The 21,081-nt window shown below is 36.1% G+C and carries 21 protein-coding genes and 1 tRNA gene; 14 read left to right on the plus strand and 8 right to left on the minus strand.

Going from position 1 to position 21,081, the window contains the following annotated elements; genetic code table 11:
• Positions 1-347: 347 nt before the first annotated feature.
• A complete protein-coding gene (locus tag B176_RS0114445; RefSeq protein WP_017259541.1) occupies positions 348-749 on the plus strand; it encodes a GreA/GreB family elongation factor in 402 nt (133 codons plus the stop codon).
• A 169-nt stretch (positions 750-918) separates the two neighbouring features.
• On the opposite strand, the gene B176_RS0114450 is transcribed toward B176_RS0114445, so the two are convergent.
• Positions 919-992, minus strand: a tRNA-Asn gene (locus tag B176_RS0114450).
• A gap of 106 nt (positions 993-1,098) precedes the next feature.
• Here B176_RS0114450 and B176_RS0114455 point away from each other — a divergent pair.
• The 4 genes from B176_RS0114455 to B176_RS0114470 all read left to right on the plus strand — a co-directional run bounded on the left by B176_RS0114455 (position 1,099) and on the right by B176_RS0114470 (position 5,688).
• Positions 1,099-2,013 carry a PfkB family carbohydrate kinase gene (locus B176_RS0114455; protein WP_017259542.1) on the plus strand — a complete coding sequence of 305 codons (915 nt, stop codon included), beginning with the start codon at positions 1,099-1,101 and terminating at the stop codon, positions 2,011-2,013.
• A gap of 140 nt (positions 2,014-2,153) precedes the next feature.
• Complete coding sequence (locus B176_RS0114460) at positions 2,154-4,412, plus strand: ABC transporter substrate-binding protein (RefSeq protein WP_017259543.1); 2,259 nt, start codon at positions 2,154-2,156, stop codon at positions 4,410-4,412.
• Positions 4,413-4,502: 90 nt separating this feature from the next.
• Complete coding sequence (locus tag B176_RS0114465) at positions 4,503-5,093, plus strand: YceI family protein (protein WP_017259544.1); 591 nt, start codon at positions 4,503-4,505, stop codon at positions 5,091-5,093.
• 172 nt (positions 5,094-5,265) lie between these two features.
• Positions 5,266-5,688, plus strand: a complete 423-nt coding sequence (locus B176_RS0114470) for a response regulator (RefSeq protein WP_017259545.1) — start codon at positions 5,266-5,268, stop codon at positions 5,686-5,688.
• On the opposite strand, the gene B176_RS0114475 is transcribed toward B176_RS0114470, so the two are convergent.
• A complete protein-coding gene (locus B176_RS0114475; protein ID WP_017259546.1) occupies positions 5,669-6,445 on the minus strand; it encodes an MBL fold metallo-hydrolase in 777 nt (258 codons plus the stop codon). The two genes, B176_RS0114470 and B176_RS0114475, sit on opposite strands and share 20 nt — an antisense overlap.
• 100 nt (positions 6,446-6,545) lie before the next feature.
• On the opposite strand from B176_RS0114475, the gene recJ reads away from it, so the two are divergent.
• The 5 genes from recJ to mnmH all read left to right on the plus strand — a co-directional run bounded on the left by recJ (position 6,546) and on the right by mnmH (position 12,462).
• The gene (gene recJ, locus B176_RS0114480) at positions 6,546-8,246 is read left to right on the plus strand and encodes a single-stranded-DNA-specific exonuclease RecJ (protein ID WP_017259547.1); all 1,701 of its coding nucleotides are present in this window, start codon (positions 6,546-6,548) and stop codon (positions 8,244-8,246) included.
• 2 nt (positions 8,247-8,248) lie between these two features.
• Positions 8,249-8,983 (plus strand): LPS export ABC transporter ATP-binding protein, encoded by a 735-nt coding sequence (gene lptB / locus B176_RS0114485; protein WP_017259548.1) that lies wholly within the window; start codon positions 8,249-8,251, stop codon positions 8,981-8,983.
• Positions 8,984-9,147: 164 nt separating this feature from the next.
• Complete coding sequence (locus tag B176_RS0114490) at positions 9,148-10,662, plus strand: GH3 auxin-responsive promoter family protein (protein ID WP_026063359.1); 1,515 nt, start codon at positions 9,148-9,150, stop codon at positions 10,660-10,662.
• Between the two features lie 36 nt (positions 10,663-10,698).
• Positions 10,699-11,421 (plus strand): pyridoxine 5'-phosphate synthase, encoded by a 723-nt coding sequence (locus tag B176_RS0114495; RefSeq protein WP_017259550.1) that lies wholly within the window; start codon positions 10,699-10,701, stop codon positions 11,419-11,421.
• 15 nt (positions 11,422-11,436) lie between these two features.
• The gene (gene mnmH, locus B176_RS0114500) at positions 11,437-12,462 is read left to right on the plus strand and encodes a tRNA 2-selenouridine(34) synthase MnmH (protein ID WP_017259551.1); all 1,026 of its coding nucleotides are present in this window, start codon (positions 11,437-11,439) and stop codon (positions 12,460-12,462) included.
• Between the two features lie 383 nt (positions 12,463-12,845).
• On the opposite strand, the gene cobA is transcribed toward mnmH, so the two are convergent.
• On the minus strand, positions 12,846-13,556 hold the full coding sequence (cobA, locus tag B176_RS0114510; protein WP_017259553.1) for a uroporphyrinogen-III C-methyltransferase: 711 nt from the start codon (positions 13,554-13,556) through the stop codon (positions 12,846-12,848).
• A gap of 112 nt (positions 13,557-13,668) precedes the next feature.
• Between cobA and B176_RS0114515 the strand changes: the two genes are divergently transcribed.
• Positions 13,669-13,959, plus strand: coding sequence for a SelT/SelW/SelH family protein (locus tag B176_RS0114515; protein WP_017259554.1), 291 nt, complete (start codon positions 13,669-13,671; stop codon positions 13,957-13,959).
• 78 nt (positions 13,960-14,037) lie between these two features.
• Here B176_RS0114515 and B176_RS0114520 read toward each other — a convergent pair whose 3' ends face one another.
• On the minus strand, positions 14,038-14,526 hold the full coding sequence (locus B176_RS0114520; protein ID WP_083852724.1) for a peroxiredoxin family protein: 489 nt from the start codon (positions 14,524-14,526) through the stop codon (positions 14,038-14,040).
• A gap of 84 nt (positions 14,527-14,610) precedes the next feature.
• Here B176_RS0114520 and B176_RS0114525 point away from each other — a divergent pair, with 84 nt between their 5' ends.
• Positions 14,611-15,297, plus strand: a complete 687-nt coding sequence (locus B176_RS0114525; protein ID WP_017259556.1) for an SIMPL domain-containing protein — start codon at positions 14,611-14,613, stop codon at positions 15,295-15,297.
• 295 nt (positions 15,298-15,592) lie between these two features.
• On the opposite strand, the gene B176_RS0114530 is transcribed toward B176_RS0114525, so the two are convergent.
• The gene (locus tag B176_RS0114530) at positions 15,593-16,012 is read right to left on the minus strand and encodes a nucleoside-diphosphate kinase (RefSeq protein WP_017259557.1); all 420 of its coding nucleotides are present in this window, start codon (positions 16,010-16,012) and stop codon (positions 15,593-15,595) included.
• Between the two features lie 107 nt (positions 16,013-16,119).
• Here B176_RS0114530 and B176_RS0114535 point away from each other — a divergent pair, with 107 nt between their 5' ends.
• Positions 16,120-17,130, plus strand: coding sequence for a DHH family phosphoesterase (locus tag B176_RS0114535; RefSeq protein ID WP_017259558.1), 1,011 nt, complete (start codon positions 16,120-16,122; stop codon positions 17,128-17,130).
• A 208-nt stretch (positions 17,131-17,338) separates the two neighbouring features.
• Entirely contained in the window at positions 17,339-18,304 is a 966-nt protein-coding gene (locus B176_RS0114540) for an FKBP-type peptidyl-prolyl cis-trans isomerase (RefSeq protein ID WP_017259559.1), read from the plus strand.
• Between the two features lie 89 nt (positions 18,305-18,393).
• Here B176_RS0114540 and B176_RS0114545 read toward each other — a convergent pair whose 3' ends face one another.
• The 3 genes from B176_RS0114545 to B176_RS0114555 are packed head-to-tail and all read right to left on the minus strand — an operon-like array spanning position 18,394 to position 21,073.
• Positions 18,394-19,692: an NAD(P)/FAD-dependent oxidoreductase gene (locus B176_RS0114545; RefSeq protein WP_017259560.1), complete on the minus strand. Its 1,299-nt coding sequence runs from the start codon at positions 19,690-19,692 to the stop codon at positions 18,394-18,396.
• A gap of 53 nt (positions 19,693-19,745) precedes the next feature.
• Positions 19,746-20,066, minus strand: a complete 321-nt coding sequence (locus tag B176_RS0114550) for a 2Fe-2S iron-sulfur cluster-binding protein (protein ID WP_017259561.1) — start codon at positions 20,064-20,066, stop codon at positions 19,746-19,748.
• 2 nt (positions 20,067-20,068) lie between these two features.
• Positions 20,069-21,073, minus strand: a complete 1,005-nt coding sequence (locus tag B176_RS0114555; protein WP_026063360.1) for an NAD(P)/FAD-dependent oxidoreductase — start codon at positions 21,071-21,073, stop codon at positions 20,069-20,071.
• Positions 21,074-21,081: the final 8 nt, after the last annotated feature.

The raw sequence follows: 21,081 nt of genomic DNA on the forward strand, positions 1-21,081 counted from the left end.
ATCAAATTCTTTTAAAATCAGATAATTCTCTATTTTTATAAAAAAACAGATTCACACATGAACTTAGCTGCTTTTTTATATAAAAACACCTGTGCGCTAAACTTTATTTGTTTATCGACACACGTTCTTGATCGTTCTTTTCTGAAGAGCAATAAGGACTTTATAAATTAATCCCTGCTAAATCTCAAGGCAGGGTACCTCCTCCAACATTTTTCGTAAAATTAAATACTACGGCTTTAAGCGGTTTTCTTGTATTTGACAGGAATATCCATCAATTGGATATACTTTTCAATTTGGGATGCATCTAAGAAAATGAGCAAGGCCAATACCATATAAAAAACAATAACATGTCAGAAAATATCATCGAAGAAAATCCAAAACACATTATTTTAACAACCGGTGTCTACGATTTAATCAAAGATCACATCAGAAAGAGAAAAGTAACACCAACAGAAGAGGCAGTACTAACACTACAATTAAAACACGCCGAACAAGTATTAAGAAAAGATTTGCCTGCAGATGTTGTTACTGTTGATACGGTTGTTACCATCAAAAACCATAGTACAAACGAAGAAAAAACGTACTCATTTGTTGGCCCGGATAAAGCAAGAAGAAAAAACAATACTGAATCTATTTTAACTAAAATTGGTTTAGCACTAGTAGGTTGTAAAGAAGGTGATAAAGTTAACTGGGTTTTAGATGGCGAGCAAAGTGAGGTTGAAGTTCTCTCTGTTAAAAGAGTTGCATAAATAACAATCACCATATAATCAATTGATCAGCGTTTTCTTCTTTAGAGGACGCTGATTTTTTTTTGGATTGCATTTTTAAACGGGATAAACTTACTAGTCCTATATTATATAGCCTATCTAGCGCTCGATAAACAAAAAAGCCTCACATTTCTGTGAGGCTTTTATCTTGCTCCCAAGCCTGGACTCGAACCAGGGACCCTCTGATTAACAGTCAGATGCTCTAACCAGCTGAGCTACTTAGGAATTTCTGGCTATTTCAAAAGCTTTTTAAGCCTCTGCCCTTTCGGGAGTGCAATGTTCGGTATTTTAAATTAAATATGCAATATTTGTAAAAAAAAATTTAAAATTTATGAGCTTAGTTGTTATAGGCACTGTAGCATTTGATGCTATAGAGACTCCTTTCGGAAAAACGGACAAAATTTTAGGCGGAGCGGCCACTTATGCTAGTTTAGCAGCATCTTATCTTTATAAAAAAACAAAAATAGTTGCTGTTGTTGGCGATGATTTCCACAAAGAAGATATCAAAGAAATTGCGGATCACGGAATTAATGTTGAAGGATTACAGATAAAAGCTGGGGAAAAGTCTTTTTTTTGGTCGGGAAAGTACCATAACGACATGAATAGTAGGGATACCCTTGTTACTGAACTAAATGTGCTGGCCGATTTTGACCCTATCATTCCTGAATCTTATCAAGACTGCGAATACCTAATGCTGGGCAACCTTACCCCGCAGATTCAACAAACGGTAATTAAAAGAATGCATAAACGCCCCAAGCTAATTGTAATGGACACCATGAACTTTTGGATGGACATTGCAATGGATGATTTGCTAGAGACCATCAAATTAGTAGATGTTTTAACCATTAATGATGCAGAGGCTCGCCAACTTTCTGGAGAATATTCTTTAGTAAAAGCGGCCAAAAAAATTCTTGGAATGGGACCTAAATTTTTAATCATCAAAAAAGGAGAGCATGGCGCACTTCTGTTCCATGGCGATCAAATTTTCTCTGCTCCTGCCTTGCCTTTAGCAGAAGTGTTTGACCCAACAGGCGCAGGTGATACTTTTGCAGGCGGTTTTATTGGATACCTAGCAAAAGTTGGAACAATCAACTTTTCGAACATGAAAAACGCCATCATCTTTGGTTCTGCTTTAGCCTCTTTTTGCGTAGAAAAGTTTGGCACAGAGAAAATTAAAAACCTAAGCCAGGATGAAATTGCCAGCCGAGTAAAAGAGTTTGTTAGCTTAAGTAGCTTTACAATATAAAACTTAAAAACACATCCATAACAATAGAACTGTTGTCCATAAGGCAACGGTTTTTTTATTAAAAAAGATTAACTTAAGTCTAACAAAAACATTTATCTTTAGGTACTTGCTTCATTACTCATTCTTTGTCGAGTTATTTTATGCGTAAACCTTGTAGTAAAACTATATTTAAAAAGCAATTAATTATTGTTTTGTACTGCATACTCTTTATCTCAAATCTCCACAGTTCCCAATGTAGTGCCTCAACACCTCTAATTACCGATACCATTAAACTTCAGCTAAAATGGCGTAATCAGTTTCAGTTTGCAGGTTATTATGCAGCAGTAATAAAAGGATTTTATGCCGAAAAAGGTCTTAATGTAAAAATACTTCCCGGCGGGCCACATATTTCTCCTGTAAAAAACGTTACAGAAGGGAAAGCTAATATTGGGGTTTACGACCCTGGTATTTTATCTAAAGAATACACGAAAAACAATCTGGTAGTACTCGCAACTATCATGCAGTCATCGGGCTATTGCATCATTAGTTCAAAAACAAAAAACATTTTAAGACCGGCAGACTTAGTTGGTAAACATATTTTAATTGAAGACGGACAAGGCTGGGGTATTTTTAAAACGATTCTTTTAAAAGAAGGAATTGATATCTCCAAAATAAAGATAGGGCCACGTTTAAAAGATTCTGAGGATATCTATAAAGACAGCGTGGATGCCGTAATAACATTTATAGCGTCACAACCTCAAAGATTAAAAGCAATGGGCTACGATTTTAATATCATGAGGCCAGAAGAGTACGGTGTGGATTTCTATGGTGATATATTATTCACTACAAAAAAGTTTGCCTACAGAAACACAGAAACAACCGATGCTTTTATTGAAGCATCTTTAAAAGGATGGAAATACGCTTTAAGTCACGAAAATGAAATAATAAACTACATTCTTACGTTGCCGGACGTAAGAGCTTACGGAACCAGCCGTAAAAACTTAGAGTATGAAGCTAAAGAAATAAAAAAGCTCATTATGCCCAATTTGGTTGAGATTGGTCACACCAACTTAGGGAGATGGCAATACATGTTAACGATTCTTCAAAGACTTGGAATTGCAGATAACAACTACTCTTTAAAAGGCTTAATTTACGAATCGAACGAAAACCGTTTATCCCGCTTTTACCTCCCGCTTATATACGTCTCAACATTTATCATCATCATTATAATTGTAATAATGTTGATTAACAGTCAATTGCGTAATCGAGTAAGACTAAGTACAGCCAAACTGCTTAAAGAAATTGAGCAACGTAAAGAAGCCGAGCATTTAGCCAATGAAAATAAAGAACAAATTGAGCTTATTTTAAACAGTTCTAATATTGGTTTATGGGAATTGGAAATCGAAACTAAAAAAGCAACCTTTAACTCTCGTTTTAAAGCTGTTTTGGGTTATAAAGATGAATACAACCTTACGCTCGAGGAATTTTACGACAAAATACATCCTGATGATCTAAAACTTGCGCAACCATTATTCTGTACGGAAAATTTAAATATTCCTACCAAAAAAATGACTCAGCTGAGAGTCGAGAACGCGAAGGGGCAATATATTTACGTTCTCTCATCCTCAAAAATAATCCTAAAGAATCAAAAACCATTTAAAATATCAGGTATCATATTAAGTATTGAAGAGCTTAAACAGAAAGAATTAGAAGTATTAAAAGTATCTGACGAACTAATCAGGCGTAACAATGAGTTAAAGAAATTTGCTTACATCACCTCACATAACATCCGTGGTCCAGTGGTAAACATTTTGTCTCTCTCTCAGATGATAGATCAAAGTTTCTTAGATAAAGAGAACATTATAATTTTCGATAAAATAGACCTATCTATCAAAAAACTAGAAACTATTTTAGATGATTTAGTTGAGCTAGTGGCGCATGATAAATCTGGTAATTTATCGTTAGAAAAAATAGACATCGCCGAAACTATACAGTCTGTGATTAAAAGCATTCAAGAGCAGGGACCTAATAATGATCTGAATATTGATTTCGATTTAAAGGTTAATAAATTGATGTTGCCTAAACATGCTTTTTTAAGCATCATAACAAACTTAATAACAAATTCCATAAAGTTTAGAACGTACGACAGGAAACTGCTAATTGAGGTACAAGCGTTTGATGAGGGCGACAACACAGTTCTAAGATTTAATGACAATGGAATTGGGATAGATCTTTTAAAACATAAACACAAAATATTTAACCTATACCAGCGTATAAATCATGATATTGAAGGTAAAGGAATTGGACTGTTTATCGTAAGATCACATATGGATACCTTAAATGGACGAATTGAAATAGAAAGCACTCCAAACATTGGTACAACTTTTACGCTCTATTTTCCCAAACAGCATTTTAGTTAATCTAAAAAAACTAAAATAACCTCCAACAGATAATTAAAAATATGTTTAAACGTTTAGTTTTGCTTAGTTTGCAAATTAAAATTTTAAATAATGAAGAATTACTTATCAATATTAGCAATTACCGCAATTTCCATTTTCTCCTCATTTTCTACAAAGGATGAAGTTTATATTTTAGATTTAAACAAATCAAAAATAGAATGGACCGGAAGAAAAGTCACCGGTTCACATACAGGAGAAATAAAACTAGCTTCTGGGACATTAAATTTCAACAAAAACAAACTCTCAGGTGGTTCATTTGAGATAGATATGAACAGCATTACCAACAACGATCTAACTGGCACAAGCGCAACAAAATTATTGGGACATTTAAAATCCGACGATTTTTTTTCGACAGATAAAAATCCTAATGCTCAGTTTATCATCACCAATGTAACTCACCAGACACCAGAAAAGGCAATCATAACTGGCAAATTAACAATCAAAGGCATCGCTAATACACTATCTTTCCCGGCAACTGTTAAACAAAAAAACAATATTTTGGTAGCTACTGCAACAGGTGTGAAAATTGACCGAACCAAATATGACATCAAGTATAGATCAAACAACTTTATAACGGGTTTAGGAGACAAAGCGATTGATGACAATTTTGAGCTCAATATTTTGATTTCGGCTAAAAAATAACTGTACTGTAAACAATCATTAAGAAATAAAATGATTAACGTTCCCGTTAATAAGCTAAGAGTTAACAACAAGGCTCGATTTTTGTCGTCTGATTATCAGAACTAAACAAAAAAAGCTTGATATATATATATTTTTTGTAACATTCACATTTATCATTTCGTATTAAACATTAATGAAAAACGACCTTCTACAAATTTTGATTATTGACGATGATGAGATAAACAACTTTATCGCATCTAGGTTGATTGATAAAATCGCTGTAAAAACCGAGGTCAATACTCGTTTAAACGGGTTAGAAGGTTTAAATTATATTAAGTCGAATTTAGAAGCTCAAGAAAACCTACCGGATATTATTTTCCTAGACATTAACATGCCCATTATGAACGGCTGGGAATTTTTAGAAGAGTTTGAAACTATAAAAAATCTAATAGATAAAAACGTGTGTGTAAACATGTTATCCTCTTCGGTTTATAATGACGATATTACAAAAGCTGAAACCTATAATAGCGTTAATAAGTTTATTTCCAAACCTTTAACAGTAGAAAAAATAAGAGAACTTTACACTTCCCTCAATATTATTGAAGAACCTCATTAATAATCACGGCACCTTGTTTCTCCGTTACCTTGGCAATTGATTTTGCTTTTGCATGATAGAACAAACAAGTCCAGTTACCTTCAATTGCTTTTTTACCATATGTTTCTCGTAACTCCATTGCCTTACGGCCATCAAGGTCATATTTAGCAATAAACTTTCTTTGTAGCTGTTCTGGTTCTGGAACAATATCGGCACCAAAAAAAACATGTTCACCATCTTCTTCGATGTGAAAAACCTGGTGAAACTCGGTATGTCCACCAGTAATTTCATAGCTAATTTCATCGTTGATGTTTCCGTCACCCTCTAAAAACACAATCTGCCCTGAGCGTTGTACCACATCAAAAATTTCGGTTTTGTACGATTTTGAGATATTGCTATAAGCATTTTCCCACTCCCCTCTTTGGATGTAATAATCGGCATTCGGAAAACTTATCGACAGACTTCCGCCAGTATTTTTCACCATTCCACCGCTGTGGTCAAAATGCAGATGCGACATTAAAACTTTGGTAACGTCGTTAACTGCATAACCCGCTTTTTTGATATTTTCATGCAACACCAAACCCCCAGTTTCGTTATCGTAGCCCAAACCGGTATCAATTAAAATTAAATCATTTTTGGTTTCCACTAAAAACGGCTGGATGTACACAAAAAGTGACGCCGGACGATCGCTAGGCTTATCAACAGCAGGATTAAAGGGAATAAATTTTTTAGAAACATCTACAGAATAAGATCCTTCAAGCAAGGCTACAACTTTCAAATCAATGATATAAAATAAATAAAACCCCGCAAATTGCTGATTTTGTGTTGTTGAACACCTACATTAAAATGTATATTTACGGGTGATTCAAAGCAAATATATGGAAAAAAGGTGGGTGACGCAGGAAAAAGCTGATGCACAATTGGTTGAGAAAATAGATGCAGAACTAAAGGTGGGGAACATCCTTGCCAGTATGATGATTAGGCGAGGACTAAATTCTTATGATGAAGCAAAATCTTTCTTCCGTCCACAGCTATCACAACTACACGATCCTTTTTTGATGAAAGATATGGACGCCGCAGTCACTAGGATTGAGGAAGCCATTCAAAATAACGAACAGATTTTAATTTATGGAGATTACGATGTTGACGGTACCACATCCGTCGCATTAACTTATTCTTTTTTTAAAAAAATTCATCCAAAAATAGATTATTACATTCCAGATAGATACAAAGAAGGCTATGGAATTTCTACTGAAGGAATTGACTATGCTTATAATCATGCTTATACCCTAATTATAGCGCTAGATTGCGGGATAAAGTCTGTGGATAAAGTAGCTTACGCAAATGAGAAAAATATTGATTTCATTATTTGCGACCATCACCTTCCCGGAGATGAATTACCACAAGCAATCGCAGTTTTAGATCCAAAAAGAGCAGATTGCCCCTACCCTTATAAAGAACTTTCGGGTTGTGGATTAGGCTTTAAGCTGATACAGGCTTATGCCATAAAAAACAGTATCCCATTTGAACAGGTAGCCTGTTATTTAGATTTAGTTGCTGTAAGTATTGCTTCTGATATTGTACCTGTTACCGGCGAGAATAGGATTTTGGCCCATTTTGGGTTAAAAAAACTGAATGACAACCCCTGCAAAGGTTTACAGGCTTTGAAAGAACTTTCAGGCAAAACAGATGATTTTACCATTACCGACATTGTTTTTTCCATCGGTCCACGCATTAACGCTGCCGGAAGAATTGATGATGCCAAAAAATCAGTTAAATTGCTAATTGCCAGCTCAACCGAAACGGCAGAAGATGCTGGTTTAATTGTAAACCTTAAAAATTCGGAAAGAAAAGAATTTGATGCCAACATTACCGAACAAGCTTTGGCTATGATTTTAAATTCGCCAGAGATGGAGAACAGAAAATCTACCGTAGTTTACCACGAAAGCTGGCATAAGGGCGTAATTGGAATTGTAGCATCAAGGCTAACGGAAAAATATTACCGTCCAACAATTGTACTTACACAATCAAATGGCATGGTTTCTGGTTCAGCCCGTTCGGTTTTAGGTTATGATTTATACGAAGCTTTAACCGCTTGTAGCGATTTATTGGAACAATACGGCGGACATAAATACGCAGCTGGTTTAACCATGAAGGTAGAAAATGTTGAAGCTTTTAGTCAACGGTTTGAAGAGGTGGTTTGCGCATCAATCACAGATAATTTGCTGACCCAAGAAATTGTGATTGAAGACGAGATTTCATTAAATGAGATTGACGCTAAGTTTTTTAGAATATTAAACCAATTTTCGCCTTTTGGACCACAAAACATGGCACCCATTTTTTTAAGTAGAAATGTATCTTCGTACCGTTACGGAAGTATAGTGGGAAATAATCATTTAAAAATGACCATACGCCAAGCGGATAGTTCTTTATTTGATTGCATTGCTTTTGGTTGTGGCGAACATTTAGAGCAAATTAATAGAGGGAAGCCTTTTGACGTTTGCTATACTATTGAACAAAATGTGTGGAAAGAGCGGAAAAACATCCAACTAAATATAAAAGGGATTAGAACTTATTAAGCATGATATTAAGAGCAGAAAACCTGATTAAAAAATATAAGCAAAGAGTTGTTGTGAACAACGTCTCTTTTCATGTTGGTCAGGGAGAGATTGTTGGTTTGTTAGGCCCTAATGGAGCTGGAAAAACCACTTCATTTTATATGATTGTGGGTTTAATTAGACCAAACGAAGGGAAAGTTTTTTTAGAAGATGAAGATATCACCAGCGATCCAATGTACAAAAGAGCACAAAAGGGCATTGGTTATTTAGCGCAGGAAGCTTCTGTTTTTAGAAAACTCACCGTAGAAGATAATATTTTGGCCGTTTTAGAAATGTCTAAAATGACGAAAGATGAGCAGAAAGACAAGCTTGAAACATTAATTGACGAGTTTAGTTTACATAAAGTGCGAAAAAACCGCGGTGATTTACTTTCTGGAGGTGAACGTAGAAGAACAGAAATTGCCCGAGCCTTAGCCGCGGATCCCAAATTTATTTTGTTAGATGAGCCTTTTGCCGGAGTTGACCCGATTGCGGTAGAGGAAATTCAGATGATTGTGGCTAGGTTAAAGCACCGTAACATCGGTATTTTAATAACAGATCACAATGTTAACGAAACGCTTTCTATTACAGACAGGGCTTATTTATTAACTGAAGGAAACTTAATGCTTAGCGGTACTCCACAAGAAATTGCCGATAACGAAATGGCGAGAAAGTTCTATTTGGGAGAAAGTTTTGAGTTGAAGATTAAGCGATTTTAATTTAGGTGATTTGAGATTAGGTTGTTTTTGGTTAGGCTTATAAAACGCGTTAAATATATAAAACTAATCTACCACACAACGCTAATGAGCTATTTTAACCAATTCAACTAAAACACCATGCAAATCCTAACCAACGAACAAACCAACAACCTGACCAACTAAACATGACTATAGTAAACTCTTTCTTAAACTGGTACATGAAAAAGCGTATGCACCAGATTGAACTGTTTATGAAGTACCCAAACGAGGTACAAGAAGAATGGTTTGGCTGGTTGGTAAACGATGCCGTAGGAACGCAATGGGGAAAGAAATACGATTACCGATCAATAGAAAATATTAATCAATTTAAGGAACGCATACCTGTACAAAATTACGATACGCTCAAACCTTATATAGAAAAAATGCTGAATGGCGAGCAAAATGTACTTTGGCCATCAGAAATAAAGTGGTTTGCTAAATCATCTGGCACCACCAGCGATCGAAGTAAATTTATCCCAGTAAGTGAGGAGTCTTTGGAAGACTGCCATTTTCGTGGAGGAAAAGATATGTTGGCTATTTACTGCAACAATCGACCGGACGCTAAAATGTTTAGGGGTAAAAGCTTGGTTTTAGGTGGCAGTCATCAAATCAATCAACTCAGCCCAGACTCCTATTACGGAGATTTATCCGCAGTAATTATCAAGAACCTTCCATTTTGGGCAGAAATGCTCAGAACACCAGGCATGGAGATCGCTTTGATGGATAATTACGAGGAAAAGATTGAGAAAATGGCTCACGCTACGCTCGGTGAAAACGTGACCAACATTGCAGGTGTACCTACTTGGACCATCGTTTTGGCTAAGCGCATTTTAGAAATCACTGGCAAAAGCAACCTGATGGAAGTTTGGCCAAATTTAGAGCTTTATGTTCATGGAGCAGTAAATTTCGAACCTTATCGTGAACAATTTAAACGCTTAATCGACAATCCAAATATGTATTATTTGGAAACCTACAACGCTTCTGAGGGATTTTTCGGTATTCAAGATCAAAGTGATTCTTCCGATTTGTTACTCATGCTAGATTACGGAATTTTCTATGAATTTATCCCAATGGAGGAAGTGGATAAAGAATTTCCGGACACTGTTTCTTTATCAGAAGTAGAATTAGGAAAAAACTACGCAATGGTCATCAGTACTAATGCAGGCTTGTGGCGCTACATGATTGGCGACACAGTAACTTTTACCACCAAAAATCCATACCGATTAAAAATTACTGGCCGAACCAAACATTTCATCAATGCTTTTGGCGAAGAAGTAATTATTGACAATGCAGAAAAAGCTTTGAATAAGGCTTGCGCCGATACCGATGCGCAGATCAAAGACTATACTGCCTGCCCCATTTATTTTTCTGACGATGAACTGGGAGCGCATGAATGGATTATTGAGTTTGAAAAAAAACCAAAAGAGTTCGAACGTTTTATTGATATTTTAGATAATACTTTACGCGAAGTTAATTCAGATTATGACGCCAAACGTTTTAAAGATATGGCTTTACGTCGCCCAAAAGTTCACATGGCACCAAATAACTTATTTTACAATTGGCTAAAAGCAAAAGGGAAACTAGGGGGCCAACATAAAGTTCCTCGTTTAGCCAATGAACGTAAGTATGTGGACGAGTTACTGGAGATGATGCCTAAATAAATCTCATTTTAAATCCTACAATGTTAAATTTGCAACATGTCAGCTTGTAAACTTTCAGTAAACATCAACAAAATTGCCACGCTAAGAAATTCCCGTGGCGGAAACAACCCAGATTTAGTTAAAACCGCTTTAGATTGCGAGCGTTTTGGTGCGCAGGGAATCACGGTTCACCCTCGTCCGGATGAACGACATATCCGTTACCAAGATACCTTTGATTTAAAAGCTAAAATCGCGACCGAATTTAACATAGAAGGGAATTGCGAAGAGCAGAAATTTGTGGACTTGGTATTGGCAAACAAACCTGCACAAGTAACGCTAGTACCAGATGCATTAGGACAGATTACCAGTAACCATGGTTGGGACACTATTAAGCATCAGAATTATTTACAGGACATCATCGGTGTTTTTAAAGAAGCAAATATCCGTGTTTCCATATTTGTAGATCCAAACCCGGAGATGGTGGAAGCTGCCAAAACTACGGAAACAGACAGAATTGAGCTTTATACCGAAGCGTATGCGAACGGTTTCCCTGCGGATAAAGAAAAAGCAATTGCTCCTTATATTATCGCTGCAAAAAAAGCGAATGAATTAGGGATTGGTATTAACGCTGGCCACGATTTAGATTTAGATAACCTTAAATATTTCGCAGAAAACATCCCTGGATTATTGGAAGTAAGCATAGGTCATGCTTTAATTTGCGACGCTTTGTATTTAGGTTTGGAAAACACCGTTCAACGTTATTTATACCAATTAGCATGATCGATTTAATCCATCATGATTAAAAAACTCGCTCTTCTCGAATTTTTGGAGAAAGCAAAAACCACTTTGGTGGTTGATGTCCGCACACCTTTAGAATTTGCACAAAGTCATATTCCTGGGGCAGTAAATATTCCCATCTTCAGTAATGAAGAACGCGTAATTGTTGGTACAGCCTATAAGCAACAAGGTCGCCAACCGGCTATTTTATTAGGTTTTGAAATTACTGGCCCTAAATGGGCTGATTTTATTCGACAGGCAGAAATTTTAGCACCGGATAAAAATATTTTTGTTCATTGCTGGCGTGGCGGAATGCGCAGTGGTGCCATGGCTTGGGCTTTTAATTTATATGGTTTCAACGTTGCTACGCTCGAAGGTGGCTATAAAGCATTCCGTCGTTTTGGCTTGGATGCTTTCGAAAAAACTTATCCCTTTGTGGTGTTAAGTGGCAATACAGGTTCTGCAAAAACTAAAATCTTACACGAGCTGAAAGCACTGGGCGAGCAAATTATTGATTTAGAAGACTTAGCACAACATCAAGGTTCTTCATTTGGCTCGATGAATAAACTCACGCAACCATCGCAAGAGCAGTTTGAAAATCTTTTGGGTTTAGAACTGCAAAATTTAGATTTACAAAAACGAATTTGGATAGAAGATGAGAGCGTAACCATCGGTAAAAGAATTATTCCAAAAAACATCTGGCAACAACTGAGAACGGCTCCAGTTATTAAAATTGAAATGCCAAAGTTCGAAAGAATAGCGTTTTTAAATAATGATTACGGCTCGTTGGATAAATATTTTTTGAAAGATGCAGTCGAAAGAATCAGTAAAAGATTAGGGCCTTTAGAAACCAAAATCACCTTACAGGCGATTGATGAAGGCAGAATGAAAGATTTCATTAATCAGGTTTTGATTTATTATGATAAAACCTATCAACGAGGATTAGAAAAAAGAGAGAAAAGCACCGTACATACAATCGGTCTAGAGCATCTTAACCCAAAACAGAACGCAACGGAAATCTTAGCTTTCGCCAAAACAACGTGAGTTTAGATGTAATCATCTGATTACCAATAGATGTAAAATGATTCTATTAGAATAATGCAAAATTAATTGCTTTTTATTCAATCCAGCCCAAGCACAGACCAAAGTTCACCTTATTTTCGACATCAGAACTTTGCGGTACAGATGAAGGGAGTAAAAGCACCCCTTTCATAGCAAAGGGCGTAGTCGAGAGTTTTTTGTTTACTTTTTTGCAGAAAAAAAGAAATGCCATTGCCCGGCATGAGGGCAGGAAAGCCTGTGCTGAAAAGGCATTTGCGACAAAATTCACGTTTAATAAGACCCAAAACTCACATTAAAAGAATAATGTGATCTTTAGCGTTATTGTAAATAACAAAATGTTTCCCGTTTAATCCTCTCAGAACAGATTAAATTCCTTCCAAATTAACAACATCGCCAATAACGATAATGGCTGGATGCGTAATCCCATGTTCTTTACTTAAAGCTTCTAGCTCTACAATAGTTCCTTTTGCCATTTTCATGTTAGGCAATGATGCATTCTGAATTACCGCGGCAGGTGTATTTGGTTTACCGTACTTAATAGCTTCTTCAACAATAAAAGGCAGGTTTTTCATACCCATATAAATTACCAAAGTGGTTTTACTCTGTAAAGCCAATTCAATATCTCTGGATAAACTTCCATCTTTTTTTGTACCGGTAATTACCCAAAAACCTTCGCTTATCCCGCGGTGTGTCAACGGAATATCACTTAACCCAATGGCCAACATACTTGTAATTCCTGGGATGTAACTGGTTTTCATCCCATAAGATTTGGCGAACATAATCTCTTCCATCCCACGTCCAAAAACAAAAGGATCTCCACCTTTTAAGCGCACCACAACCTCACATTTATCTGCGTACTCTTTTATTAAAGCATGAATCTCTTCCTGACTGTTATATTTTTGATAAGGCGTTTTCCCCACATAAACCAGCTCACAACCTTCTTTTTTATAATCGAGCAATACTTTGTTAGCTAAATTATCATAAAGAATAGCATCCGCTCTTTTTAAAGCATTTATCGCTTTTAGCGTAATCAACTCGGGATCTCCAGGTCCAGCACCTACAACAATTAATTCCATCTTTTTAGTCACCATTCGATACGCTTAAAGCGTAAATATTTTTTTTTGTACCTTTCAAAAGGTAAAACAAAGCGCTCAATTTACAAATAAGCTATTAAATCTTGTATAAATTATGAATCAAAAACCAACCATCACCATCACTTACTGTCCAAAATGTGGCTGGATGCTTCGTTCTGCATACATGGCACAGGAACTACTACACACTTTTACCGACGAAGTTCATGGTGTTTTACTGCGTCCTGCGGAAATTGGCGGTGTGTTTACGGTTGAAATCGACGATAAGGTGGTTTTCGACAGAAAAACAGAAGAAAGATTCCCCGAAATTAAAGAGTTAAAAAAACTGGTAAGAGATATCGTGAGCCCAGAAAAAGATTTAGGCCACACAGATAAAATCACAAAGTAGGCAGGTTCTGAAGGATAAAATGAGTAAAAAGGTAGAATACCTCAAAAAAAAATTGGCGCATTACTTTGTCTTTAGCTTCTATTTAAGGGCTTTTAATTTATTCAACACCGCATCAAGTTCTTTTTCATCGCTGGTATAAAGTTCTAACTCTTGCTTTTTATTATAAACGTAAATTGCAGGAAAGCGTTTGGGTAAAAAATTAGGCACAAAATAATAAGCGGTATCTCTCAAAATTTTAACATTTTTATCCGTGGGAATAAGTGGCGCATAATCTTTCATAAATAACTGTATCGCTTTATCCTCATCCATCGTAATAAATAAAACATTATATGGTTTCAAATCTTTCAAATGCGAATTAAAAAAAGTCCCTGCTTTTTGGCAGTGCGAACACGTAGCGTCAAAAAACACAATCAGCGTATTATGAGCTTTATTTAAATCAGATTTTTTGAAGGTTTCCCCAGTAGTGGTTACAAAGCTAAAATCGGGCATCTGCTTAGCTGGTTCCTGCGCATATGAGACACTAAGGGTAAAAAAAAGAATTGCAAAAACTTTTATAAATTTCATCATCGAGAATTAAACGTAAAAAATGAATTTTTATTTATGGAATTGGCATTAAAATTACATCTATACTAAAACAAAAAACAATAAATTATGAAAAAGTTAATTTTTATCGCACTAATAGCGTTCACAACATCTACAGTATTTGCACAAAACGTAGACCTCCGTAAAAAAATTGAAGTAAACGGTACCGCAGAGCAGGAAGTTACTCCCGATGAAATTTATATCGGAATATCTTTGAAAGAATACATGGACGGCAAAAAAAAGGTGAATATTGAAGATTTGGAAGCTCAGTTACAAAAAGCAGTTACAAAAGCGGGCATTGCGCAACAGGATTTCATGATCAATAACATTAGTGCATACAACAACTATTGGGACAAGAAAAAAGACCCTACTTTTTTAGCATCTAAACAATACAGCATTAAAGTATCAGATTTAAACAAATTGAACATGGTTATTGCTGCAGTTGATGCAAAAGGAATTGCTTCCACAAACATTGAACGATACGCTTACTCTAAAGAAGAGGAATTAAAAAAAGAATTAAAAATCAAAGCATTAAAACAGGCAAAAGAAAAAGCTACGTATTTACTGCAATCTATCGGAGACAAATTATATCAGACTTTAGAAATCAACGAATCTGAAAACAACAATTATCCACAGCCTGTTTATCGTATGGCGATGATGAAATCATCAGAATCTATGGCAGACAGTGCTCCTCAAATTGATTTCAAAAAAATAAAATTGAGTGTAAATATCAGAGCAGTTTTTGAGATTAAATAGTTCATTACCATAGTTAATTTAAAAGCTACCTTTTTAGGTGGCTTTTTTTGTTTAGAATAAGAATTTCGATTAGGTCGTTCCGATGGCTATCGGGAGAACACGCTATCCACTATATATTTTTTTGTCATCCTGAGTATTGTCACGCTGAGCGGATTCGAAGAGGGAGTCGAAGGACAAAAAAAGGATGACGTTCCTATCGTTAACGCGAATCACCGCTATCAAATAAACTTTCAAACACAAAAAAAAGCAACGAGAACATCCCGTTGCTTTTTTATTAACCTAGTTTTTTTATGACTTAGAAACGCTCAGCTTCTGAGAAATAGAAATCGCCTTCAATCTTAGCGTTCTCGTCAGAATCTGATCCGTGAACTGCATTTGCATCAATTGATTTAGCATATTTCTGACGGATAGTTCCTTCAGCAGCATCAGCTGGGTTAGTAGCGCCAATTAATTTTCTGAAATCTTCAATCGCATTGTCTTTTTCTAAAATTGCAGCAACGATAGGTCCAGAAGACATAAAGCTTACCAATTCACCGTAAAAACCACGCTCTTTGTGAACTGCGTAAAACTCTCCTGCTTTTTCTGGAGTCAACTTAAGGTATTTCATGGCAATAATTTTAAAGCCAGCATTTGTAATATCGTTCAAAATAGCTCCGATGTGTCCGTTAGCAACGGCATCAGGCTTAATCATTGTAAATGTTCTGTTAGTTGTCATGGTTCTATTTTTAAAATTGTGGCAAAAGTAAGTTTTTAAAATCGTAACAGAAAGTATTGGTTTAATTTTCAGAGGATTTGCTTAACTTCGTCACCTTATATAAATTAATGATTGATTTAAACCTTTTAAAGGAAAAACTAGCACAGCCTTGCAAAATAGTAATCACCACGCATCACAAACCAGATGGTGATGCAATGGGCTCTTCTTTAGGCTTATACAATTATTTGATCCAAAAAGGTCATTTTGTAAAAGTAGTTTCTCCAACAGATTATCCTTACTTTCTGCAGTGGTTGCCAAACAACCCAGAGGTAGTAATCTACACAGAAAAAGAAGCAGAAAGCAAGGTTTTAGTTGCCGAAGCAGATATTATTTTCTGTTTAGATTTTAATACCCTTACCCGAATTAACGAACTTGGCGAAGAGGTAAGAAAAGCCAAAGCTATTAAAGTGATGATTGACCATCATTTAGAACCCGAAGGTTTTGATGATTTTAGACATTGGAATATCAATGCCTGCGCAACTGCCGAACTTATTTATGATTTCATCGCTAATTTATTAGACGATAAAGAATTAATCAATAAGGATGTTGCTACATGTTTGTACACCGGCATCATGACGGATTCTGGTTCATTCCGTTTCCCTAACGTTACCGCAAATTTACACCGCATTGTTGCAGATTTGATTGAGGCGGGAGCAGAAAATTGGAGAATACACCAACATGTATATGATAATGCAACTGAAGGCCGACTTAAATTTTTAGGCTACTGTTTAAGCAACAAGCTGGAAGTTTTAAGAGAATTTAATACCGCCTTAATTACAGTTAGTAAAGAAGATATTGCAAAATTTGACATACAAACGGGCGAAACTGAAGGAATAGTAAATTATGCGCTATCAATTAGTGGAATTAAACTGGCTGCTTTTATTGTTGAACGAAAAGATAAAATAAAACTATCTTTGCGCTCGGTTGGGACTTTTCCGGCAAATGAAATCTGTAAGAAGTACTTTAATGGTGGCGGACATAGAAACGCAGCTGGAGGACAATCAGACGATTCATTTGAAAAAGTAATTAGCCAGTTTAAGGCTATCTTGCCAGAGTATAAGAATTTGCTTTTGCAGTAGAAGATAATAGTCGATAGTTGATGGTCAATAGTCCATTGTTAACGGCATAAAATAAAAAACAATAAATAATTGTTCGTAACCGCCCAGACGATGGACTATCGACCGCGGACTATGGACTAACAACAATGCAATTAAAAAACAATAAATAAAGAATGAAAACATCCCATTTCGGGATTCTTGAATGCAATTAAAAAACAATAAATAAGGAATGAAAAAAGGATTATTAATCTTATCAGTGGCGGCATTAGGCTTTGCTGCTTGTGGCGGAGGCTTCCAAAAAGGACCTTCTGGTTTACTTTACAATATTCACAACGATGTAAAAGGAGATTCAATTGCTGATGGCGATTTTATCAGCTTGAATATTATTGCAAAAACAGATGGTGACTCTGTTCTATATAATTCATATGAATTAGACAGACCATCTCAAACTTTTGTATCTAAACCAGCTTACCCAGGTGATTTATTTTATGCAATTAAATTATTGAGTAAAGGCGATAGCGCTACATTCAAAATTGATTTAGATTCTGCAGAAGCTAAAGGACAGCCAAAACCAGCAACAATCAAAGGAAAATACATCATTTACACTGTGAAAATTGAAGAAGTAATTCACAAAGACACTGCAGATGAAAAAGGTTTCCAAAGCAAAGTAGAAGCTTATTTTAAAGCTGAAGGCGAACGCTCTAAAAATGCTGAAGAAAAAAACATCAAAAAATACGTTGCGGATAGCAAAGTAAAAGCTGATGCACTTCCATCTGGATTATTTGTAGCAACTACTACAGAAGGCAAAGGAATTCAGCCAGTTGTTGGTGATAGCGTTGTAGTTAATTACACTGGTAAATTATTATCAGGAAAAGTATTTGACACTAGCGTTGAAGCTGATGCTAAAAAAGCAAAAATTTTTAACCCAGCAAGAGCACCTTACCAACCATTAAGCTTAATTATTGGTAAAGGAAACGTAATTCCAGGATTTGACGAAGGTGTATTGAAAATGAAAAAAGGTGGAAAAGCTACCATCATTATCCCATCTAAATTAGGTTATGGTGAGCAAGGAATGCCAGGTGGCATGATTGGCCCATTCACTCCACTAGTTTTTGATTTAGAACTGGTTGATGTAGTTCAGAAAAACGAGGTTCCAACTGCTGCTCCAGTAGTACCGGTTGCCCCAGCAAAATAATATCGCTCAATAGCGTAAAACATAAAAAGACCCTTCCATTAATTTTGGAAGGGTCTTTTTATGTTAATTCAAAAATGCAATCCGGCTATTTATTTAGCTATCATCTCCTCTTTCATCAGTTCTCTGTTGAACTTTCTAATAATAACCCGCGTACCCCTATCGTAACTAAAGTAGTTGATGATCCAGTTCATTAGGGTAACGGCTTTATTTCTGAAACCAACTAAAAATAAGAGGTGAACAAACATCCAAGTTAACCACGCAAAAAATCCTTGAAATTTCCAGTATTTTAAATCAACTACGGCTTTGTTTCTACCCACTGTTGCCATTGAACCCTTGTCGTAATAATCAAAATCTTTTGGTTGTTCGTTATTGATAATCCGTATCAAGTTATCTCCGAGCTGTTGCCCTTGCTGGATAGCAGTTTGTGCCACACCAGGATGCCCGTGTGGAAAATCTTTAGTTTCCATATACGCCAAATCGCCAATTGCATAAACGTTGTTGTAACCAATTATCTTGTTATAAGTAGTGGTTTTAATTCGTCCGCCTCTAACAATTTCTGCTTTCTCTAAACCGGGAATAATTGCTCCTTTTACCCCAGCACTCCAAATTACCGCCTTGGTATTGATTGTTTTATCCGTATCGTAAGTAATGATCTTACCATCGTAACCATTTACACGGGTTTGCTCCATCACAACCACACCCATATTTTCTAAAAACTCTTTTGCTTTCGCAGATGCTTGTTCAGAAAAAGGTTCTAATACCCTAGGGCTACCTTCAATTAAAAATATCCTTAAAGTTTTAATGTCAAGTTCGGGATAATCACTTATTAAGACATGGTTTCTTAATTCGGCCAAAGCTCCAGCGGTTTCAACGCCCGTTGGTCCACCGCCAACAACCACAAAAGTCAGTAAAGCTTCTTTTCTTACCGCATCTTGCTCAACCAATGCTTCCTCCAAGTTTTGGAGTAGCAAAGACCTCAAATTAAGTGCTTCTGGAACGGTTTTCATTGGCATAGAGAAATGCTCAATCTCCGTTTGTCCGAAGAAATTGGTTTCAGAACCGGTTGCAATCACCAAATAGTCGTAGCTGTAATCGCCAATATCTGTAATCACTTTATTTTCATCCGGTTTTATTTCTAAAACATCTGCAACTCTAAAGTTTAAATTTTTTTGGCTTTTAAACACCTTTCTCAATGGAAAAGCGATAGAATCGGGTTCTAAACCACCAGTTGCTACTTGATAAAGTAAAGGTTGAAAAGTGTGGTAATTATGTCTATCCAGCATCAAAACATCAACTTCTTTTTTATTGAGTTTCTTCGCTAATTGAATGCCTCCAAATCCGCCACCTATGATGATAACTTTTGGAAAAGTTGTATGGTTATTGTCCATTTCTAATTTCTAAATAATCTATAAATTATAATTTAAAATCGACGAAAAAGCTGTTACGCAAGGTCACCTTTGATCCTAATTACAATGCCCTGTAGTTGTTCGTTCACACGCAATTGACATGCCAACCTACTTACAGTTTGCGCATCTGGCAAGGTGTCTAACATGTCTAATTCTTGATCTTGCGCCTCCGCCAATTGCTCCAAACCCGATTCTACATCAACCCTGCAAGTTGCGCACAAAGCCATCCCACCACAGGTTGCCAAAATATCGTACTCAGCAGCTTTAAGCAATTCCATTAAATTAAGATTGATATCCTCTGGAACTTCTACTTCTTTGCTTTCGCCATTTCTATCTATTACTGTAAACTGGATCATTACTAAAAACTGTTAACTCCGTAAACGGTAGTGTATTTAAAACTTAACTTTTGATCTGGAAAAACATGCTTAAAAGCGCTTTGTGCCATCAACGCACCTTCATGGAAACCACTTAAAATCAATTTAAGCTTTCCGGGGTAAGTGTTTATATCACCTATCGCATAAATCCCACTGATATTGGTAGAGTAATCTTCTGTATTTACACTAATTGCGGATTTATCGATATTCAAATTCCAATCTGCAATTGGGCCCAATTTAGGACTTAAGCCGAAGAGCGGAATTAAATAATCAGCATCTAAAGTAATTTCTTCTTTCGCTTTATTAAGCAGATGAACACTTTGTAAAGAGCCATTTCCATTAATTTTCATTAAGTGAGAAGATAAAATCAAATTGATTTTCCCCATTTCAGCTAATTTAAATACTTTTTCAGCACTGTCTGGCGCACCTCTAAAAGTATCTCCACGGTGAACCAGCGTAACTTCTTTTGCAATATTAGCCAAGAAAATTGTCCAATCTAACGCAGAATCGCCACCACCAGCAAGTACAATTTTTTTATCGCGATAAACTTCTGGATCTTTAACCATATAATTTACGCCCTTGCCTTCAAAGTTCAGTAAATTTTCAATTTCAGGCTTACGTGGCTCAAAGCATCCCAAACCACCGGCAATTACTACCGCCTTACAATGTATAACAGTTCCATCGCTTGTCTGTACGGCAAAAATTCCGTTTTCTAATTTCTCTAGTTTCTCCACCCTTTCGCCCAAGGTAAATCCTGGATCAAAAGGCTTAATCTGTTCCATTAGGTTCTCCACCAATTCCTGCGCCTTAATTTCTGGAAATCCTGGAATATCGTAAATTGGCTTATGCGGATAAATCTCTGAAAGTTGCCCACCTACCTGTGGCAAAACATCTACCAAATGGCATCTCATTTTTAATAATCCAGCTTCAAAAACTGCAAATAACCCTACTGGCCCTGCGCCAATAATACATAAATCGGTGTGTATAATATTATTGC

Origin of the sequence: Pedobacter arcticus A12, assembly GCF_000302595.1 — a bacterium.
Classification (GTDB): Bacteria; Bacteroidota; Bacteroidia; order Sphingobacteriales; family Sphingobacteriaceae; genus Pseudopedobacter; species Pseudopedobacter arcticus.

What these genes read in the sequence shown, in the direction of transcription:
- B176_RS0114520 (WP_083852724.1), bottom strand. Translation starts at nt 14,526, where the DNA reads ATGATGAAATTTATAAAAGTTTTTGCAATTCTTTTTTTTACCCTTAGT.
- lptB (WP_017259548.1), top strand. Translation starts at nt 8,249, where the DNA reads ATGATATTAAGAGCAGAAAACCTGATTAAAAAATATAAGCAAAGAGTT.
- B176_RS0114465 (WP_017259544.1), top strand. Translation starts at nt 4,503, where the DNA reads ATGAAGAATTACTTATCAATATTAGCAATTACCGCAATTTCCATTTTC.
- B176_RS0114540 (WP_017259559.1), top strand. Translation starts at nt 17,339, where the DNA reads ATGAAAAAAGGATTATTAATCTTATCAGTGGCGGCATTAGGCTTTGCT.
- B176_RS0114455 (WP_017259542.1), top strand. Translation starts at nt 1,099, where the DNA reads ATGAGCTTAGTTGTTATAGGCACTGTAGCATTTGATGCTATAGAGACT.
- recJ (WP_017259547.1), top strand. Translation starts at nt 6,546, where the DNA reads ATGGAAAAAAGGTGGGTGACGCAGGAAAAAGCTGATGCACAATTGGTT.
- B176_RS0114530 (WP_017259557.1), bottom strand. Translation starts at nt 16,012, where the DNA reads ATGACAACTAACAGAACATTTACAATGATTAAGCCTGATGCCGTTGCT.
- B176_RS0114535 (WP_017259558.1), top strand. Translation starts at nt 16,120, where the DNA reads ATGATTGATTTAAACCTTTTAAAGGAAAAACTAGCACAGCCTTGCAAA.
- B176_RS0114550 (WP_017259561.1), bottom strand. Translation starts at nt 20,066, where the DNA reads ATGATCCAGTTTACAGTAATAGATAGAAATGGCGAAAGCAAAGAAGTA.
- B176_RS0114545 (WP_017259560.1), bottom strand. Translation starts at nt 19,692, where the DNA reads ATGGACAATAACCATACAACTTTTCCAAAAGTTATCATCATAGGTGGC.
- B176_RS0114445 (WP_017259541.1), top strand. Translation starts at nt 348, where the DNA reads ATGTCAGAAAATATCATCGAAGAAAATCCAAAACACATTATTTTAACA.
- B176_RS0114490 (WP_026063359.1), top strand. Translation starts at nt 9,148, where the DNA reads ATGACTATAGTAAACTCTTTCTTAAACTGGTACATGAAAAAGCGTATG.
- B176_RS0114515 (WP_017259554.1), top strand. Translation starts at nt 13,669, where the DNA reads ATGAATCAAAAACCAACCATCACCATCACTTACTGTCCAAAATGTGGC.
- B176_RS0114525 (WP_017259556.1), top strand. Translation starts at nt 14,611, where the DNA reads ATGAAAAAGTTAATTTTTATCGCACTAATAGCGTTCACAACATCTACA.
- mnmH (WP_017259551.1), top strand. Translation starts at nt 11,437, where the DNA reads ATGATTAAAAAACTCGCTCTTCTCGAATTTTTGGAGAAAGCAAAAACC.
- B176_RS0114470 (WP_017259545.1), top strand. Translation starts at nt 5,266, where the DNA reads ATGAAAAACGACCTTCTACAAATTTTGATTATTGACGATGATGAGATA.
- B176_RS0114495 (WP_017259550.1), top strand. Translation starts at nt 10,699, where the DNA reads ATGTCAGCTTGTAAACTTTCAGTAAACATCAACAAAATTGCCACGCTA.
- B176_RS0114460 (WP_017259543.1), top strand. Translation starts at nt 2,154, where the DNA reads ATGCGTAAACCTTGTAGTAAAACTATATTTAAAAAGCAATTAATTATT.
- cobA (WP_017259553.1), bottom strand. Translation starts at nt 13,556, where the DNA reads ATGGAATTAATTGTTGTAGGTGCTGGACCTGGAGATCCCGAGTTGATT.